The 16,986-nt window shown below is 63.4% G+C and carries 12 protein-coding genes and 1 tRNA gene; 6 read left to right on the top strand and 7 right to left on the bottom strand.

Going from position 1 to position 16,986, the window contains the following annotated elements; all coding sequences use genetic code 11:
- Window positions 1–63: 63 nt before the first annotated feature.
- Window positions 64–1,257 carry a hypothetical protein gene (locus F7D01_RS13615; protein WP_215227995.1) on the bottom strand — a complete coding sequence of 398 codons (1,194 nt, stop codon included), beginning with the start codon at window positions 1,255–1,257 and terminating at the stop codon, window positions 64–66.
- A gap of 217 nt (window positions 1,258–1,474) precedes the next feature.
- Window positions 1,475–2,119: an NAD-dependent epimerase/dehydratase family protein gene (locus tag F7D01_RS13610; RefSeq protein WP_255750558.1), complete on the bottom strand. Its 645-nt coding sequence runs from the start codon at window positions 2,117–2,119 to the stop codon at window positions 1,475–1,477.
- A gap of 727 nt (window positions 2,120–2,846) precedes the next feature.
- Here F7D01_RS13610 and F7D01_RS15340 point away from each other — a divergent pair.
- Together F7D01_RS15340 and wecB are read left to right on the top strand one after the other, a co-directional pair.
- Window positions 2,847–3,047 carry a hypothetical protein gene (locus F7D01_RS15340; RefSeq protein ID WP_251566898.1) on the top strand — a complete coding sequence of 67 codons (201 nt, stop codon included), beginning with the start codon at window positions 2,847–2,849 and terminating at the stop codon, window positions 3,045–3,047.
- Window positions 3,048–3,058: 11 nt separating this feature from the next.
- Complete coding sequence (gene wecB / locus F7D01_RS13605; protein WP_256443707.1) at window positions 3,059–4,225, top strand: non-hydrolyzing UDP-N-acetylglucosamine 2-epimerase; 1,167 nt, start codon at window positions 3,059–3,061, stop codon at window positions 4,223–4,225.
- Here the strand turns inward: wecB and recG are convergent.
- Window positions 4,211–6,280, bottom strand: a complete 2,070-nt coding sequence (recG, locus tag F7D01_RS13600; protein ID WP_215227993.1) for an ATP-dependent DNA helicase RecG — start codon at window positions 6,278–6,280, stop codon at window positions 4,211–4,213. The genes wecB and recG overlap by 15 nt on opposite strands.
- A gap of 67 nt (window positions 6,281–6,347) precedes the next feature.
- Here recG and F7D01_RS13595 point away from each other — a divergent pair, with 67 nt between their 5' ends.
- Window positions 6,348–6,620, top strand: coding sequence for a succinate dehydrogenase assembly factor 2 (locus F7D01_RS13595; RefSeq protein WP_215227992.1), 273 nt, complete (start codon window positions 6,348–6,350; stop codon window positions 6,618–6,620).
- A 93-nt stretch (window positions 6,621–6,713) separates the two neighbouring features.
- Window positions 6,714–10,205, top strand: a complete 3,492-nt coding sequence (mfd, locus tag F7D01_RS13590; protein WP_215227991.1) for a transcription-repair coupling factor — start codon at window positions 6,714–6,716, stop codon at window positions 10,203–10,205.
- Between the two features lie 88 nt (window positions 10,206–10,293).
- Here mfd and F7D01_RS13585 read toward each other — a convergent pair whose 3' ends face one another.
- Entirely contained in the window at window positions 10,294–11,502 is a 1,209-nt protein-coding gene (locus tag F7D01_RS13585) for an EAL domain-containing protein (RefSeq protein ID WP_371819611.1), read from the bottom strand.
- Window positions 11,503–11,620: 118 nt separating this feature from the next.
- Here F7D01_RS13585 and F7D01_RS13580 point away from each other — a divergent pair, with 118 nt between their 5' ends.
- Window positions 11,621–12,409 carry an NAD kinase gene (locus F7D01_RS13580; protein ID WP_215227990.1) on the top strand — a complete coding sequence of 263 codons (789 nt, stop codon included), beginning with the start codon at window positions 11,621–11,623 and terminating at the stop codon, window positions 12,407–12,409.
- A 56-nt stretch (window positions 12,410–12,465) separates the two neighbouring features.
- Window positions 12,466–12,540 (top strand) — tRNA-Asn (locus F7D01_RS13575).
- A gap of 446 nt (window positions 12,541–12,986) precedes the next feature.
- On the opposite strand, the gene F7D01_RS13570 is transcribed toward F7D01_RS13575, so the two are convergent.
- The 3 genes from F7D01_RS13570 to F7D01_RS13560 all read right to left on the bottom strand — a co-directional run bounded on the left by F7D01_RS13570 (window position 12,987) and on the right by F7D01_RS13560 (window position 16,871).
- The gene (locus F7D01_RS13570; protein WP_215227989.1) at window positions 12,987–13,727 is read right to left on the bottom strand and encodes a sulfite exporter TauE/SafE family protein; all 741 of its coding nucleotides are present in this window, start codon (window positions 13,725–13,727) and stop codon (window positions 12,987–12,989) included.
- A gap of 17 nt (window positions 13,728–13,744) precedes the next feature.
- Window positions 13,745–16,498 (bottom strand): preprotein translocase subunit SecA, encoded by a 2,754-nt coding sequence (gene secA, locus F7D01_RS13565; RefSeq protein WP_215229833.1) that lies wholly within the window; start codon window positions 16,496–16,498, stop codon window positions 13,745–13,747.
- Window positions 16,499–16,604: 106 nt separating this feature from the next.
- A complete protein-coding gene (locus tag F7D01_RS13560; protein WP_215227988.1) occupies window positions 16,605–16,871 on the bottom strand; it encodes a hypothetical protein in 267 nt (88 codons plus the stop codon).
- Window positions 16,872–16,986 lie beyond the last annotated feature (115 nt).

The following is a 16,986-nucleotide window of genomic DNA, read 5'->3' as shown; positions in this document are numbered from 1 at the left end:
CAAAGGCGGCCGGTCTCTCCCGGGTCGACCTCGCCGAATGGCGCAAACTTCCCTCCCTCTTCGTCATACCGGGTGCCTGTAAGATCTTCGTTCGCTCTTGGGAACAGTGCTTTGCGCAGTTCGACCAAAAACCCGTAGCCAGAGGAGCGCCTCGGCCAAGGAAGCCGCAAGAAGGGCACCGATTGTAAGGAAGACCGCTAGGGGTGCGCGCGTTGGCGCGGTTGGCAAGGTGGCGGGGTGCACTAGGGCAGGCCCAGTCTCCCTGGCATCATCCGCGATCAAGTCCCGCCTGCTCTGTTCAAGCTGCGCCAGCCGAAGCGTTCGAGGCGAACCTAGATCAACCCCGGTCTTAAGAACCTGATCGTCCGATCGCGTCTGCGCCAATGCGCGATCGAGTTTTGCCTTCAAATCCAGTTCCAAGGAACGAGCAGCATTCGCCTCGTGCACCATTTCCAAATGCGCAGCCCCTCGTAGAGAGGCGAGCTGATTGCGTATCTCCCCAATCCGTTGGTCCAAGCGGCCAAGCTCAGGATATTCGGGAGAGAAATTTTCCGCAAGGAGGGAGCGCCGCCCATCCAAAAACGCTAGCTCCTGTTCGAGCTTCGTCACCGCAGGACGAACCGACATCGGATCTTCTTCGCTTCGCGCGGCCTCGTCTGCAGCAATCCGAGCTATGCGGGCATTCAGATATTGCCGCTGTATTTCAATAACATCAAGCAAGCCGCCGTAGTCGCCCTTCGGAACTTCCTCGTCATCAATCGAATTAGAAGTACCCGCTCCTTCCGTTTTCTCTTTCTCCAACTCTCGAGACACGGGAGCGATCGCCTTGATAGAAGACTCAACGGTGTGCAGTCGCTTCGTGATCGCCCTTCGGCGCCGGGCCACCTCGTCCGCGACGAGCACTCGCGCGATCGCGTTCGCCCCGGCTAGGGCCGTCCTCTGATTTGGCGCCTCGTAAATCACGCGCAGCAAGCCCGGTGGTCCGACCTGCGCATCCATCCGCTCGCGAATTTGCTCGGTGGTAGCCTCGTCCGGCAGCGCGCCGGATTCCAGGATGCGTCGCGCGAAGCCAGGAGAGCGAACGATCTCGGATAAGGTCGCGCTCAAACGTTCGGAATGGGGATCGGATCGAACGCCGGTCGCTCCAACGTCCGTCGGAAAACCGACCTGTGCGGCTGCGATATAGCGGCCCGGTGTCAGAGCCCATACGATTGCTCCGACTCCCGCGCCCAGCCCAGCCGCAGCGAGAGCGAACATTGCATGCCGTCCCCATCGAAACCATCCAGTCTGGCTGAGGCTCATCCCGAGCGGCCGACGAAATCGATATACCAGTCCATCGCCTCCTCTATCCCTCGCTTACGCGATGTGTGGGAACATAGCCTAGGGATTAACGTGCCTTGTCAATCGACCCCTGGCTGTCGCGCAAGTCCCTTCCGCGCAAGGGACCATAGGCGGGGCTCTTTCGATACGATATCTAACGTCGTTCCAGCGAGTGACGGATAACCTCGAACAATTCGTTCAGTGTGGTCCGGTCGCCTAGGGCAACGTTGTAAACATCTCCGCGAGCCTCCTGCGCCGCAAGGGCCGCGCGCAAATTCGTCTGCACGGTGTTCGCGATATAGCAGAAATCCCGACTCGTCTCGCCATCGCCGTTTACTACAACGTCCTCACCCTTGATCATGGCCGCCGTCCAGAGGGGGATGACCGCCGCATAGGCGCCGTTCGGGTCCTGGCGCGGACCGAAGACGTTGAAATAGCGAAGTCCCGTGGCCCTAAACTCGTAAACACGCCGGTAGACTTCCGCGTACTGCTCATTGACAAGCTTCCTGACCGCATAGGGAGACAACGGTTTCCCGATAACGTCCTCGACCTTGGGCAATGCCGGATCGTCCCCGTAGGTTGAGCTCGAGGCGGCATAAGTGAAGCTGCTTCCTCCCGCTAGCCGCGCCGCTTCTAGCATGTTGACGAAGCCGCCGACATTCACATCGTTGGAAACGGTGGGCTCGGCAATCGAACGCGGGACGGACCCGAGGGCGGCCTGATGCAGGACATGCCCTACGCCTTCACAAGCGGACCTGCAGGCCGCCACGTCCAGTATATCCGCTTCCACGAGCTCCAGCCGTTCCGCTGCACCCTCGCCTCACGCTGCGACAGCTTCTTCAGTATTGCGGGAGTATCCTGTCGCGAAATTGTCGATTGCCCGCACGTTTCGCCCGGTTCGCAGCAGGGTTTCGACCAAATGCGGTCGTCGTTCAAAAGCCGATCGGCAAATTCGCTGTCTTGTGGAGCCATTCAGCCAGCTTGGACGACACGTTCTACTCCGCTTCCCGGGCATTTCGCGGCTCGTCTCTAAATCGCGCTTCGATGCGTTCCCAGTCGCATGGCCGAGAAACGCTGGAGAAGGCTTCGCCGACCTGCTCTCGCCATCAGAAAGCCTGTTGCCAACGATTTCTGAAACTTCCCATCCTAACGGTTACCGCGAAAGCCAGGAAGGGCGGACTATGCACCGGATCGGCATTCTTCAGACACGCGCGAGGAAACTCCCACCGCGCCAGACAGCGCAGAGACATTCGAGGTAGCGATGATCGGGTTCGGCTATATCAGCCTGCCTATTACGCCGCGATTTGTCATTCGGGAATGCGGGTGCGCGGCGTGGATGTGGTGCACAGGGTGGTCGAATGACGGTAAGGCATTGCATGTGCTCGCGTGCCTTTCCGCCATGCTCGAGCCGATGCCCGACGCGAAGATCGCCATCCTTGTGCTGGCGTTCAAACGAACATCGGCGATTACTGGGAGAGCCCCGCCCTGGCGATCTCGCAGGCGCTCGCCCCCGAACACGGCAATGCATGGTGGTGGTCGAGCCCTTTGCCGACGATCTTCCCGGCAGGTTCGATACGCACGGCGCGCGGCTGTTTTTTTTCGAGGAAGCGATGCGCGAGTCGGAACTCGTCGCCGTGCTGGTGGCCCACGATGCATTCCGCAAGGCTCCGCGCTTCCTGAGCGAAGGGAAGATGATATACGACACCCGCGGCATGTGGCCGCGCTGATACGAGGTTTAGTGACCGCCGCCCCTGCCAAGACAAGCCCGCGCATCCTGGTTAGCTTCGGCACGCGACCCGAAGCGATCAAGATGGCCCCGGTGGTCCATGCGTTGCGGGCGCAAGGCGGCATGGACGTGCGTGTCGCGGTAACGGCGCAGCATCGCGAAATGCTCGATCAGGTCCTCCGGATCTTTCGGATCGAGCCGGATATCGATCTCGATCTGATGCAGCCGGGCCAATCGCTGGACGCGCTGTCGGTGCGCATTCTTACCGAATATGGCGCTGTGCTTGATGAATGGCGGCCGGACCGGGTGGTGGTTCACGGCGATACGCTGACGACGATGATGGTGACGCTGTCGAGCTATTTCCGGCAGATCCCGGTCGGGCATGTCGAGGCGGGCCTGCGCAGCGGCGATATCTATTCGCCATGGCCAGAGGAGGGAAACCGAAAGGTCGCGGGCACAATCTGCGATCTCCATTTTGCACCGACCGAGAGCGCGGCTGCGGCCCTCCGCGCCGAAAACGTTCCCGAACAGGCCATCCATCTGACCGGAAACACTATCATCGATGCGCTGCTTGCGACCCATCGCGAGATAATCCATGACCCTTCGCTAGCGAGTGGGCTCGATGACCTGGCCGACCGCTTCGCCGGGAAGCGTATCGTCGCGGTGACCGCCCATCGGCGCGAGAACTTCGGGCTGGGTATGGAAAGCATCGCCGCGGCGCTGGGTGACCTGGGCGGGCGCGAGGATGTTGCTGTGATATCCCCAGTCCATCCCAACCCCAATGTCGGCCCGGTGTTGGAGCGAGCGCTCGGCAACCGGCCAAATGTCGCGCTGATCGAGCCGCTCGACTACCCGCATTTCGTGCGTTTGATGGCAATGGCCGATCTGATCCTGACCGACAGCGGCGGCGTTCAGGAAGAGGCCCCCAGCCTCGGCAAACCGGTGCTGGTCATGCGCGATACGACCGAACGACCGGAAGGTATCGCGGCCGGCACGGCAAAGCTGGTCGGCACGGACCGATCCCGGATCGTGGAGGAGGCGACGCGCCTTCTTGACCCTCCCGGCGCCCACGCGGCGATGGCGCAGGCGCACAACCCGTATGGAGACGGACAGGCCAGCCAGCGCATCGCGCAGGCGATCGCCGAAGCGCACGGCATCGCGAAGTCAGCCGCCGCGTAGCAGCTGAACGCCGTAGTCGCGCTCCAGCAGGTAGAGCAATATCTGCGCCGCCTCCCCACGCGTAGAGGACAAGCCACCATCGCGCTCCACCAGCAACCGCGCGTCGTCGTGAGCGGCGGGTAACAAACGCTGGATTTGCTCGAGATCGGCAATACGAAAAGGAGTATCCCCCGATTGCCGGGTGCCCAGCAATTCGCCGCCCCCACGCAATTCGAGGTCCTCTTCCGCGATACTGAACCCGTCCTGCGTTTCCCGCATGAGCGCCAGTCTTGCGCGCCCCGTCTCCGACAACTGTTCTCCGCGCAGTAGCAGGCACACGGACTTCTCCGATCCACGGCCCACCCGCCCGCGCAATTGATGCAGCTGGGCAAGACCGAATCGCTCAGCCTGCTCGATCACCATGAGGGTTGCGGCAGGCACGTCGACGCCGACCTCGATCACAGTGGTCGCCACCAGCAGCTTCGCCTCGCCGGACGCGAAGCGAGCCATCGCCGCATCCTTCATCTCGGGCGCAAGCTGGCCATGCACCAATACCACGGTGTCGCCGAACCGCTCCTTCAGGGCAGCATAGCGTGCCTCCGCCGCAGCGATGTCGTCGCTCTGTCCTTCGGCCTCGCGCACCATCGGGCATACCCAATATGCCTGCTGCCCACCGCCGATATGCCGTCCGATCCCTTCCACGACGTCGACCAGCCGGTCCTGCCCGACCACCCGCGTGTCGATCGCCTGTCGCCCTGGAGGAAGTTCGTCGAGCCTACTGACATCCATCTCGCCGTAATTGGCGAGCGTGAGCGTGCGCGGGATTGGCGTCGCGGTCATCGCCAGCGTATGGGGCGCGCGCCGCCCCTTCTTCGCCAGCATCAGCCGCTGGGCGACGCCGAACCGGTGCTGCTCGTCGATCACGATCAGCCCCAAATCCTTGTACGCCACGCTATCCTGAAAGATGGCGTGGGTGCCGACGACGATGTCGATGCTGCCATCGAGCAGGCCCATCAGGATGCTTTCGCGCGCCCTCCCCTTGTCACGCCCGGTGAGCAAGGCGATCTCGACACCGGTCGGGCGGGCCATCGCGCGCAAAGTCTCGAAATGCTGGCGCGCGAGCAGTTCGGTCGGGGCCAGCATCGCCGCCTGCGCTCCGGCCTCCACCGCGACCAGCATCGCTTCGAGCGCGACCACGGTCTTACCCGCCCCCACATCGCCCTGCAGCAACCGAAGCATCGGCGCCTCCTGCGCCATGTCGCCCTCGATCTCCCCGATCGAGCGTTGCTGCGCGCCGGTAAGCGGAAACGGCAGTTGTAGCTTTCCCCGGAGTCCGCCGTCGCCCACCAGCGCCCTGCCCTTGCGGGCGCGGTTGTCGGCCCGGACCAGCATCAGGGCGAGGCTGTTCGCGAGCAGTTCGTCATAAGCCAACCGGTCGCGCGCGGAGACGTTTTCCGCCCGATGCGCCAGCTTCAGCGCGCCGGACCAGCTCGGCCAGCCCGCGCGCTCTAACTGGCTCGGTTCGATCCATTCGGGCAGCTCGGGCAACAGCGTAATCGCCTGGGCCACGAGCGAAGCGACCTTCGGCTGCGTCAGCCCTTCCGCCAGCGAATAGACCGGCTCGCACAGCCGCTGCAGCCCGGCCCCGCCTTCCTCCAGCACATGGTCGGGATGCACGATCTGGAGCATGTCGCCATAGCGCTCCAGCTTCCCCGCCACCCAGCGGGTTTCACCAACCGGCAGCTGTTTCTTCGCGGTATAGGAGGCACGTCCGAAATAGGTCAGCGCCAACACATTGCCGACCGCGTCCTGCGCCAGCACACGGTACGGCCCGCGCTGGTTACGGCTGGACCGGTGCTCGGTCGGAGTCAGACGCACCACGATCTGTTCGCCCTCCCCCGCTTCGTCGAGATTATCGACCAGTCGGCGCGTCACGAAACGTTCGGGAAGATGGTACGCGACATCGCGCACACGCTCGAGGCCCAGGCGGTCGAGCGGCTTCTTTAGCTTCGGCCCGACACCGTCGAGCATTTCGACCTCGGCAAACAGCGGATTGAGGATATCGGGTCGGCGCATGATCGGACCCGCTCTATCATCATCTGCCGGGATGACGAGACGGGAGGTGCTCGCTAGAGGAACCCGCATGACCGACCAGCCCACCCTCGCCACCCGTTTCGCGCGCGCAAAGTTCCGGTCCTGGCACCGCGGCACGCGTGAAGCGGACTTCATGATCGGGGGCTTCTTCTCCCGCTACGCCGAAGGTTGGGGGGAACCTGAACTCATCTGGTTCGAAGCGCTGCTGGACGAAGACGATGTCGACATCATGGCGTGGGCGCTGAAGACGCAATCCGTGCCGCCCGAATTGGAAGGCGCGCTGATGGAAGCGATGCAGCGCCTCGATTACGTAGAGATGTAACGGCGACAGGCTTTGCAAGAGACGCGCCTGCTCACTATCTGCCGACGATGCGCGGGAACCTGCCGCGTCTTCCCGCACTCTGTGACCTGACCGATGCCCGACCTTTCCAAGATTCTCGCGGCCAAGCAGCCGCTCACCCTCACCTCCATCGCGCGCGGTGCGCAACCGCTGGTGCTGGGCGATCTCGCCCGGGCCGCCAAGGGGCGCGCCGTCTTCATCGCGCCGGACGACGGCGCAATGCGCGCGGTATCGGACGCCGCACGCTACTTCGCGCCCGAACTGGAGGTCATCGAGTTTCCTGCTTGGGATTGCCTTCCCTATGATCGCGCCAGTCCCGCACTGTCGATCAGCGCGCGAAGACTCTCGGCTCTGCACCGCTTGCAGGCGGGCAAGAGCGGATCGCAACTTCTTGTCACGACCGCCAACGCGGTCCTGCAGCGCGTGCTCACCCCGTTCCGCATTCGCGAGGCGGTGCGCGAGCTGAAACCCGGCGTGGAGATAGGGCACGACAGCCTGACCGCGCTGTTGACGCGTCAGGGCTATACCCGTTCCGACACGGTGATCGACGCGGGCGAGTTCGCGGTGCGCGGATCGATCTTCGACATCTACCCCTCGGGCCTGGAATCCGGTCTCCGGCTCGACTTCTTCGGCGACGAACTCGAATCGCTGCGGCTGTTCGATCCCAGTACGCAGCGCACCACCGGGACGCTCGATTCCTTCCTCCTGCTGCCCGCCAGCGAGGCGCTGTTGGACGATACCACGATCAAGCGCTTCCGCACGCGCTACCGCGAGCGGTTCGGTGCAAACGCAACGCAAGACCCGCTCTACGAAGCGGTCAGCGAGGGTCGCCGGATGGCGGGCATGGAGCATTGGCTTCCGCTGTTCGAGGAGAAGCTGGCGACACTGTTCGATCACCTGTCCGACAGCGACGTTCTGGTGATGGACTCAGGTGCGCAGCAAGCCGTGGAGGAGCGGTTTCGCGACATCACCGACTACCGCCGTCAGCGCGGCGAAACCGGCGGACAGGCCAAGGGCAGCTACCGCCCGCTCGATGCAGACGCGCTCTACTTAGCGGACGGCGAATGGAGCGCGGCGCAGGGCGAGGCACCGATCCACCGCACCAGCATCTTTGCCGAACCGGAAAGCAGGGGCGTAATCGATTTCGGCTTCACCTCGGCGCGCGACTTCGCTGCCGAGCGCGCCCGCGGCGAGAATGTGTACGAAGCCGCGGCCGCGCATCTGAAGGCGCTCGGAAACGGGGGGAAGCGCCCGATAGTCGCCGCCTATTCGACCGGCAGCCGGGCGCGCATCGCCTCGATCCTGTCCGAAGCGGGCCTCGACGTGGCGCTTGGCGAGAACTGGCAGGACACGCTTGGCAAAGCCGCGAAGGGCAAGCCGACAGCCGCGATCCTGCCGCTCGAAACCGGCTTCGCGAACGACGAGCTGGAGATTGTCACCGAGCAGGACCTGCTCGGTGACCGGCTGGTAAGACGGCGCCGCAAGCGCAAGGATTCAGACGCTTTTCTCGCCGAACTGCAGACGCTCAATCGCGGCGATCTGGTGGTCCATACCGAGCACGGCATCGGCAAATATCTCGGCCTCGAACCGATTCCGGTGGGCAAGAGCCAGCACGACTGCGTGATGCTGGAATACCGGGACGGCGACAAGCTCTACATCCCGGTCGAGAACATCGACGGGCTCAGCCGTTACGGCTCTTCGGAAGAGGCCGTCCATCTCGATCGCCTGGGCGGAGAGGCGTGGCAGAAGCGGCGCGCGCGGCTGAAAGAGCGGATCACCGCCATCGCTGGCGAGCTGATGAGGACCGCCGCCGAGCGCTCTCTCAAGAAAGCGCCCGTGCTTGAACCCGACGAGGCGGCGTACAACCAGTTCGTCGACCGCTTCCCGTGGGAGGAAACCGACGATCAGGACCGCGCCATCGAGGACGTGCTGCGCGATCTCGAAACCGGCAGTCCGATGGACCGGCTCGTCTGCGGAGATGTCGGCTTCGGCAAGACGGAGGTCGCGCTGCGCGCCGCCTTCGTTGCGGCAATGAACGGTCGGCAGGTGGCGGTGGTCGCGCCCACCACCCTGCTGGCGCGCCAGCATTATCAGAACTTCACCGAACGCTTCGCCGGTTTCCCGTTGAAGATCGGTCGCCTCAGCCGCCTCGTCCCCGCAAAGGAGATGAGCGACACGCGCACCGGCCTGACGAAGGGCGATATCGACATCGTCGTCGGCACGCACGCGATCCTGTCGAAATCGACGGAGTTCAAGGATTTGGGCCTTGTCATCGTGGACGAGGAACAGCGCTTCGGCGTGACGCACAAGGAGAAGCTGAAGCAGCTTCGCGCCGACGTGCACATGCTGACGCTCACCGCCACGCCGATCCCGCGCACGCTGCAGATGGCGATGTCGGGACTGCGCGAGCTCTCGACCATCCAGACCCCGCCGGTCGACCGGCTCGCGGTCCGCACCTACGTGATGGAATGGGACGAGATGGTGATGCGCGAGGCACTGTTGCGCGAGCATCATCGCGGCGGGCAGAGCTTCATCGTCGTTCCCCGCATCTCCGACATGGAGGGGATCGAGAAATGGCTGCGCGAGACCGTGCCGGAGGTGAAGTTCGTCACTGCGCATGGTCAGATGGGCGCAGCCGAGATCGAAGAGCGTATGAGCGCGTTCTACGAGCGGCAATACGATGTGCTGCTCTCGACCACAATCGTCGAATCCGGCCTCGACCTGCCGAGCGCCAACACCATCATCATACATCGTGCCGATATCTTCGGACTTGCACAGCTTTACCAGCTGCGCGGTCGTGTCGGTCGATCCAAGCTGCGCGCCTACGCCTATCTCACGCATGAGAAGGACGTTGCCCTCTCCGAAGTCGGCGAGAAGCGGCTCAAGGTGCTGGGCGACCTCGACAGCTTGGGCGCGGGGTTCCAGCTCGCCAGCCACGACCTGGATATTCGCGGTGCGGGCAATCTGCTGGGCGACGAGCAGTCCGGCCATATCCGCGAAGTCGGTTTCGAGCTCTATCAGTCGATGCTGGAGGACGCGATCCTCGCCGCGAAGGCTGGCGACGCCGGGCTGGAACGCGACAATCGGGACTTGAGCCCTCAGATTACCGTCGATGCCCCAATCATGATCCCCGACGACTATGTGCCCGACCTGACGGTGCGCATGGCGCTCTATCGCCGCCTCAACCAGGCGGAGAACAAGGGCGAGATCGAAGCGATGGCGGCCGAAATGATCGACCGTTTCGGCGAGCTTCCGCAGCCGACCAAGAACCTTATCCGCCTGATCGAAATCAAGCACCAGGCGATCGATGCCAATATCGCCAAAATCGACGTCGGCGCACGCGGCACGCTGGTCACGTTCCACAACGACGATTTCCCCGACGGCCCTGGCCTCGTCGCCTATGTCGACCGGCTGAAAGACAGCGCGCGGTTACGCCCCGATATGAAGCTGGTCATCAATCGCGCATGGGGCGACCCGCAGAGCCGCCTGAACGGACTGTTTCAGTTGACCAAGGGATTGAGTGGCATTGCGCGAAAGGTGAAAAAGAAAGCCAGCGTTCCCGCCTAGTCGGCACGTTTTGCGAATGCGATGAAGTCACCGGGTGGCAGCGGCTTCGCGCCGAGAAAGCCCTGCCATTTGAGGCAGCCCTCCGCCATCACCAGTTCCCGCTGCACTTCGGACTCCACACCCTCCGCGATAACCGCGATGTCGAGCGCGCCCGCCATGGCGACGATGCCGCGCAACACCGCCAATCGCGCGGGTCGTCCGCGATCCCCTCCACCATCGCCTGATCGAGCTTGAGATAGTCGAGCGGCAACACCTTCAGATACCGGAAATTGCAGAAACCAGCCCCGAAGTCGTCGAGCGCAATGCGCGCCCCTGCCGCGCGGAGCATCGCAAGCGTGTCCGCGGCGAGCTCGAGATCGGTCACCAGCACCTGCTCGGTGATTTCCAGAACCAGCCTCTCGATAGGGAAACCGGCATCGTCGGCCAGCGCGAGAAGCGCGCGCGCAAGATCGGGTACCGCGAGGTCGGCAGAAGTGATGTTGAGCGACAAATCCAGCCCGTCGGGCCATTCGCTCGCCGCGGACAGCGCCATTTCCGCGACCGCGCGCGAGAGCGAGGCGGTCTGATCCGCCCTCTCCGCGATAGCGAACAAGGTCCCGGCGCCGATCCGGCCCAGCTCCGGATGGTCCCAGCGTGCCAGCGCCTCCGCCCCCGCGATCCTGCCCGACCCATCGAACTGCGGCTGGAAGCACAGGTTGATCTGCTTGCCTGCCAGCGCTTTCAGCAGATCCGCTTCCAATCGGGCGCCGCTGGTTCCGGCCGGCGCCGCCTCGCGGTCGATCCACCCGATCCGGCGCCCCACGCTACCCTGCATATCGCCCATCGCATCGGCGAGCCTGTCGAGCATCAGCCCGGCGTCGTCCCCGGGAACCGCGCGCATCAGCGCCAGCCTAGGCCACAGCTTGAGTACCGGCGCCGCCTCGTTGGGCGAGAGCGAGCCGCTCAACGCGTCGGCCAGGGCTTCGGCCAGCCATTGCCAGCGTTCGCGGCTGCACGTTCCGCGAGCAACCAGCAGAAACTTCCCGCCACCCAGTCGCGATACGAGCGAATCCTGCAATTCGAATTCGTCGCGCGAGAAATGGAGCAGTCGCTGAGCCACTTCAGCCAGAGCGCCATCGCCGGCCGCCTCGCCATACGCCAGGTTGACGGCATCGAACCGTCCCAACCCTACCAGCATGGCGTGGATTTGTGGGCCTTCGCCTGAACCGGACAGCCAGCCATGCAAAATGTCCCGGGCCGATTCGTAATTCAACAGACCGGTTAACGGATCGCGGGTCAGGGTATCACCGATAGTCATTGCCGACGATCCTAGCGCAAAGCAGCCGCGCGGTCGCCTGCCGTTAGCGGTTGCGTTGCCAAACGGGACGGTGCCCCATAGGGATAGCCTGCCTGTCGCGCGGTGGGGAGAGATGGACATGAGCCGCAATCACGGTTTCGAACGGCTCGCTCTGGCGGCCGCGCAAAGCGATCGCGCTGCGAACGCCGCCGCCGCATTGAAGGAGCATTTCACCTTCGTATCGCAGGAGGAGGCGGACGCAGTGGTCGTGCTGGGCGGCGACGGATTCATGCTCCAGACGCTGCACGCGATGCTCGATCGCGGAGCGGTGAGGCCCGTCTACGGCATCAATATGGGTACCGTGGGTTTCCTGATGAATCGCCCGCGTACGCGTAACGATCTGCTGGCAGCAGTGAACCGCGCCAGCGCCCTTGGCGTCGCGCCGCTGCGTATGGAAGCCACCGGGCAGGACGGCACCGTGCACGCGCGCTACGCCATCAACGAAGTCTCGCTTTTACGCGAGACCCGTCAAACCGCGAAGATCGAGGTGACGGTCAGGGGCAAGGTCCGGATCGAGGAACTGGTATGCGACGGGGTGCTGGTCTGCACGCCGGCAGGCTCCACCGCTTACAACCTTTCGGCCAATGGTCCGATCCTGCCTCTCGATTCGCAGCTCATCGCGCTGACCCCGATCAGCGCCTTCCGCCCTCGTCGCTGGCGCGGTGCCGTACTGCCCGAAAGCAGCTTGGTGGGATTCCGCGTGCTGGAGCCCGACAAGCGGCCGGTTGCGGTGGTTGCCGATCAGACCGAATTCCGTGACATCGCCGAGGTGGCGATCGCCATTTCGCGCGATCAGGAGCTCACTCTCCTGTTCGACAAGGGTCACTCGCTCGACGAACGCATCGTGGCGGAGCAATTCGTCACTTAGCGGCTTGCATTCGCTGGAACGCGCCCATATAGGCGCACCCCTGCCGTACCGGCTGCTCCCCGATAGCTCAGCGGTAGAGTAGGTGACTGTTAATCACTTGGTCGTTGGTTCGAATCCAACTCGGGGAGCCATTCTTTTTCATCCGCCTCCGCCACTGGTACAGGTGGCTCCTTGTTCGGTTTGCCGGTGAGCACGGAGGGTGCGAAGCGGGCGATGAGCAAGAGCAGGGTCGGCAGCGCCATCGTCACCACAACATCCTTGACCCCTTCGCCCAGTTGCATGGCCGGATCGGGCCATACCTGCTGAACGACATCGTTGACTTCGTTGGCGAGCTCGAGCGCGAACACGATGAGCCAGGGCCACACGCTTGCCAGCGAACGCCGCAGGACCAACGCCGCGACCAGTTGCAAACCCACGCCCACCAGCACGTGGATCGCATCGCTATCGATCACTGACGCGCGCTCGAACAGCATCTTCTGGTCCATGAAAGCCCGCGCGAACCATTCGACCGGCTGGACCACCGGATTGATCCGCCCGGAACCGGCAGTTTCTATCAGCACGCAGGCAAACATATCCGTCATCCCAGCAGCAAGCGTCCCCCGACCCATAGGGTGAGCGCGGCGGTCATCCAGCGAATGATACGCGGACCGAAAAATTTTAGCGCCAGCAGGCTGCCGATCTGTCCCCCAATGACCACCGCGACCATCATCGGCAAACCGTAGGCGACCGCCTCCCCCAGCCTTTCCGGCCCGTTCTTGAGAAGTTGTCCCACGAGCCCGAACAGCGAGTTGACGAGGATAAAGAGGCTGGCGGTAGCGGCGATCGACCGCGCGCCGTCCCACCGTGCGATATGGAGCAACGGAGCGAGAAAAATGCCGCCCCCGATGCCTACCAGACCCGCAACATAACCAAGCGGTGCCGCGATCCAGGGCATGAACCGGGCAAGACGCCCCGGGTGCTCGTCCGGCTCAGAGCGAGGGAGGAGCAGCGCGAGGCCGGCTAGCACCAGGCTAACCCCGAGGAGCACGAAAAAGGAGCGCTCACCGATCGGCGTCAGTCCGCCCAGCAGCGCCGCCGGCGCGGCGATACCGGTGAGCAGCAACGCGCCCCGCCACGGGGTGACCTTGGCGCGCGCAAATCGGATGGAGCTGCCGCTGACGACCGCCAGATTGCAACACAGCGACAGCACCGGCAGCATCCGGTAATCGAACCCCGCCAGTGCGAGCAGCGCGCTGTAGGTCGAGCCCCCACCGAACCCGACCGACGCATAGAGCAACGCCGTGACGAAGAACGCGGCGGCGAGCCAGAGCACACCCATCTCGGGGCGCTACCGGCTTAACCCGCGGCGCCGTGGCAATGCTTGTACTTGCTGCCCGACCCGCAGGGACACGGAGCGTTACGGCTGATTTCCATTCCCGCGTACGGATTGTCGTCCTTCCCCGAAACGCCGCCCGGGCTCGCCGCAGCTCGGGGCGATCCCGCGAGGGATCCGAACAGGGCCGCTTGCGCCGCGGAACCGTCGCCGTCGTTAGAATTGTCGAGCCCCGTCAGCGGATCGATATGCCCGGTGAGGAAGTCCGGCAGGTCCGGCAGCGTCTGCTGCGGGGGAGGTGCCATGCGGAACTCGCTCTTAATGAGGATGCCGGTCACGTCCTCGCGCAGCTTGTCCAGCATGCTCTCGAAAAGTCCGAACGCCTCCTGCTTGTACTCGTTGATCGGCGTCTTCTGCGCATAGGCGCGCAGGAACACGACCTGGCGCAGCGCATCGAGCGTTGCCAGGTGTTCCTTCCAGTGATGGTCCAGCCGCTCCAGCAGGATGGATTTTTCGACCCGGCGCCAGATATCCTGGTCGGTGTCGGCAAGTTTGCGCTCCATCCGCTCATCCACCAGCTGCTCGACGCGCTGTTCGATCAGCTCGGGTTCGATCGCCTCTTCTTCCAGCCATGCGTCGATCGGCGGCTGCAGTCCGAGAACTTCCTCCAGCCGCTCCTTCAGGCCGGCGACGTTCCACTGTTCCGGATAGGAGCCCGGCGGGCAGAATTCCGCGACCAGCGTGTTGACGGTGTCGTGGCGCATGTCTGCGACCACATCGTCGACCGCCTCGCTGTCCATGATCTCGCTGCGCTGCTCGTAGATGACCTTGCGCTGGTCGTTCATCACGTCGTCGTACTCAACGACCTGCTTGCGGATGTCGTAATTGCGCGCTTCGACCTTCTTCTGTGCGGTCTCGATCGCCTTCGACAGCCATTTCGAGCCGATCGCCTCGCCATCCTCAAGGTTCGAATTCATCATCCGGGCAAACAGCGTGTCCGGCCCGAAAATGCGGAGAAGATCGTCCTCCAGGCAAAGGTAGAACCGCGACAGGCCCGGATCGCCCTGACGGCCAGAGCGACCGCGCAGCTGGTTGTCGATCCGGCGGCTCTCGTGCCGCTCGGTGCCGAGCACGAACAGGCCGCCCGCCTCCAGCACCTTCTGCCGTTCCTCGGCGATCTCCTGCTTGATCCTGGCGATGGCGGCGGTCTTCTCGGGACCTTCCTCCATGTCGCTCAGCTCGTCCTCGGTGCGGAATTCGAGGTTACCGCCCAGCTGGATGTCGGTACCGCGACCCGCCATGTTGGTGGCGATCGTCACCGCGCCCAGCCGCCCGGCCTGCGCCACGATATGCGCTTCGCTCTCGTGGAAGCGCGCATTGAGGACGGAGTGCTTCACCTTCTCCTGATCCAGGAAGTGGCTGAGCAGCTCGGATTTCTCGATCGTCACCGTGCCGACCAGCACCGGCTGACCGGTGTCGGCCTTCTCCTTGATCGCCTTGGCGATCGCTTTGAACTTGTCCTGCGTATTCTTGTAGAAGACGTCGTCTTCGTCGATCCGCTGGACGGGCACGTTGGTCGGGATCTCGACCACGTTCATCTTGTAGATGTCCCAGAATTCGGGCGCCTCGGTCGCCGCGGTGCCGGTCATGCCCGACAGCTTGGGATACATGCGGAAATAGTTCTGGAACGTGATCGAGGCCATCGTCTGGTTTTCGGGCTCGATCTTCACGCCCTCCTTTGCTTCCACCGCCTGGTGCAACCCGTTGGACCAGCGGCGACCGTCCATCATGCGGCCGGTGAACTCGTCGATGATGACGACCTTGTCGTCCTTCACGATGTAGTCGGTGTCGCGCTTGTACATGATGTTGGCCCGCAGCGCCTCGTTCAGGTGGTGAACGACCTGCGTGTTCTCGACATCGTAGAGATTGTCGGTCTCCAGCAGCCCCTTGGAAATCATCAGTTGCTCGATCGCCTCGGTGCCATCCTCGGTCCAAGTAATCGTGCGCGCCTTCTCGTCGGCGTCGTACCATTCGGGCTCTACGTTCTTCACCACCTCGTCGATGGCGATGTAGAGATCGGTCTTGTCCTCGGTCGGGCCGGAAATGATCAGCGGAGTGCGGGCCTCGTCGATCAGGATGGAGTCCACTTCGTCGACGATCGCGTGGCTGAAGGGGCGCTGTACCATCTGGTCGCGCTCGTGCTTCATATTGTCGCGCAGATAGTCGAAGCCGAACTCGTTATTGGTGCCGTAGGTGATATCCGCGGCATAGGCCTCCCGGCGCTGCTGTTCGCCAAGGTTCGGCACGATGACGCCGACGGTCAGGCCCATCCAGCGATAGATTTCCCCCATCCACTCGGCATCGCGCTTGGCCAGATAGTCGTTGACGGTAACGACATGGACGCCCTTGCCCTCGATCGCATTGAGATAGGTGGCCAGCGTCGCCACCAGCGTCTTGCCTTCGCCGGTGCGCATCTCGGCGATCTCGCCACGGTGGAGCACGATGCCGCCGATCAGCTGGACATCGAAATGCCGCATGCCGAGCACGCGGACCGAGGCTTCGCGCACGGTCGCGAACGCTTCTGGCAGGATGTCGTCGAGCGTCTTTCCGCCTTCGATCTGTTCGCGAAACTTCTGCGTCTGGGCCTTCAACTCTTCGTCGGTAAGCGCCTGGATCTGCGATTCCAGCGCGTTGATCTGGTCGACGATCTTGGAAAGCGATTTGACATAGCGCTCGTTCGAGGAGCCGAAGATCGCCTTGCCGATATTCTGGAACATGGACATGGATTGGGCCTTTGCGGGGCTGGAATTGCGTAAGGAGTAGGCCCGCGCGCAGATTTGCGGCGAGCGAAAAGCGAAGGATCGGTACTAGCTTACCGAAGCGCTATTCGAGAGCGCGGTCGACACCTATGCGAACGCCGGGTGTCGTTGGCGCAGCCATCCCGTCGAAAGCGCTCGATCGCTCGTCCTGAGACTTGCAATCTTCCGGCGCGATTGCGAGACCGGCCGCACGCGTTTCCTGAAGCGCGTGCGTTTCGGCCTGCGCCGCGCAAGCGACCTCCTCCACCTGGACGGGTCGTGCAAACGCAATATCACCGGATGCCGCGAGGCCGGTAATCAGAGCAAGCAGAGTGAAAAGCTGGCGCAGCATGGTGCACGCTAAATAGCGAGCGTAGCCCTAAAGTCCACCGGTCCCGGAGGTTTGAACGTGGATCGTCCAGTTAACGCGCTATGCGCTTTTCTCTACGCGTCGGGATGGTCCAACG

The organism is Erythrobacter sp. 3-20A1M (genome assembly GCF_018636735.1).
In the GTDB taxonomy this organism is placed as follows: Bacteria; Pseudomonadota; Alphaproteobacteria; order Sphingomonadales; family Sphingomonadaceae; genus Alteriqipengyuania.
Note: the sequence above shows the minus strand (reverse complement) of the source record. Positions and strands in the feature narration are given on the sequence as shown.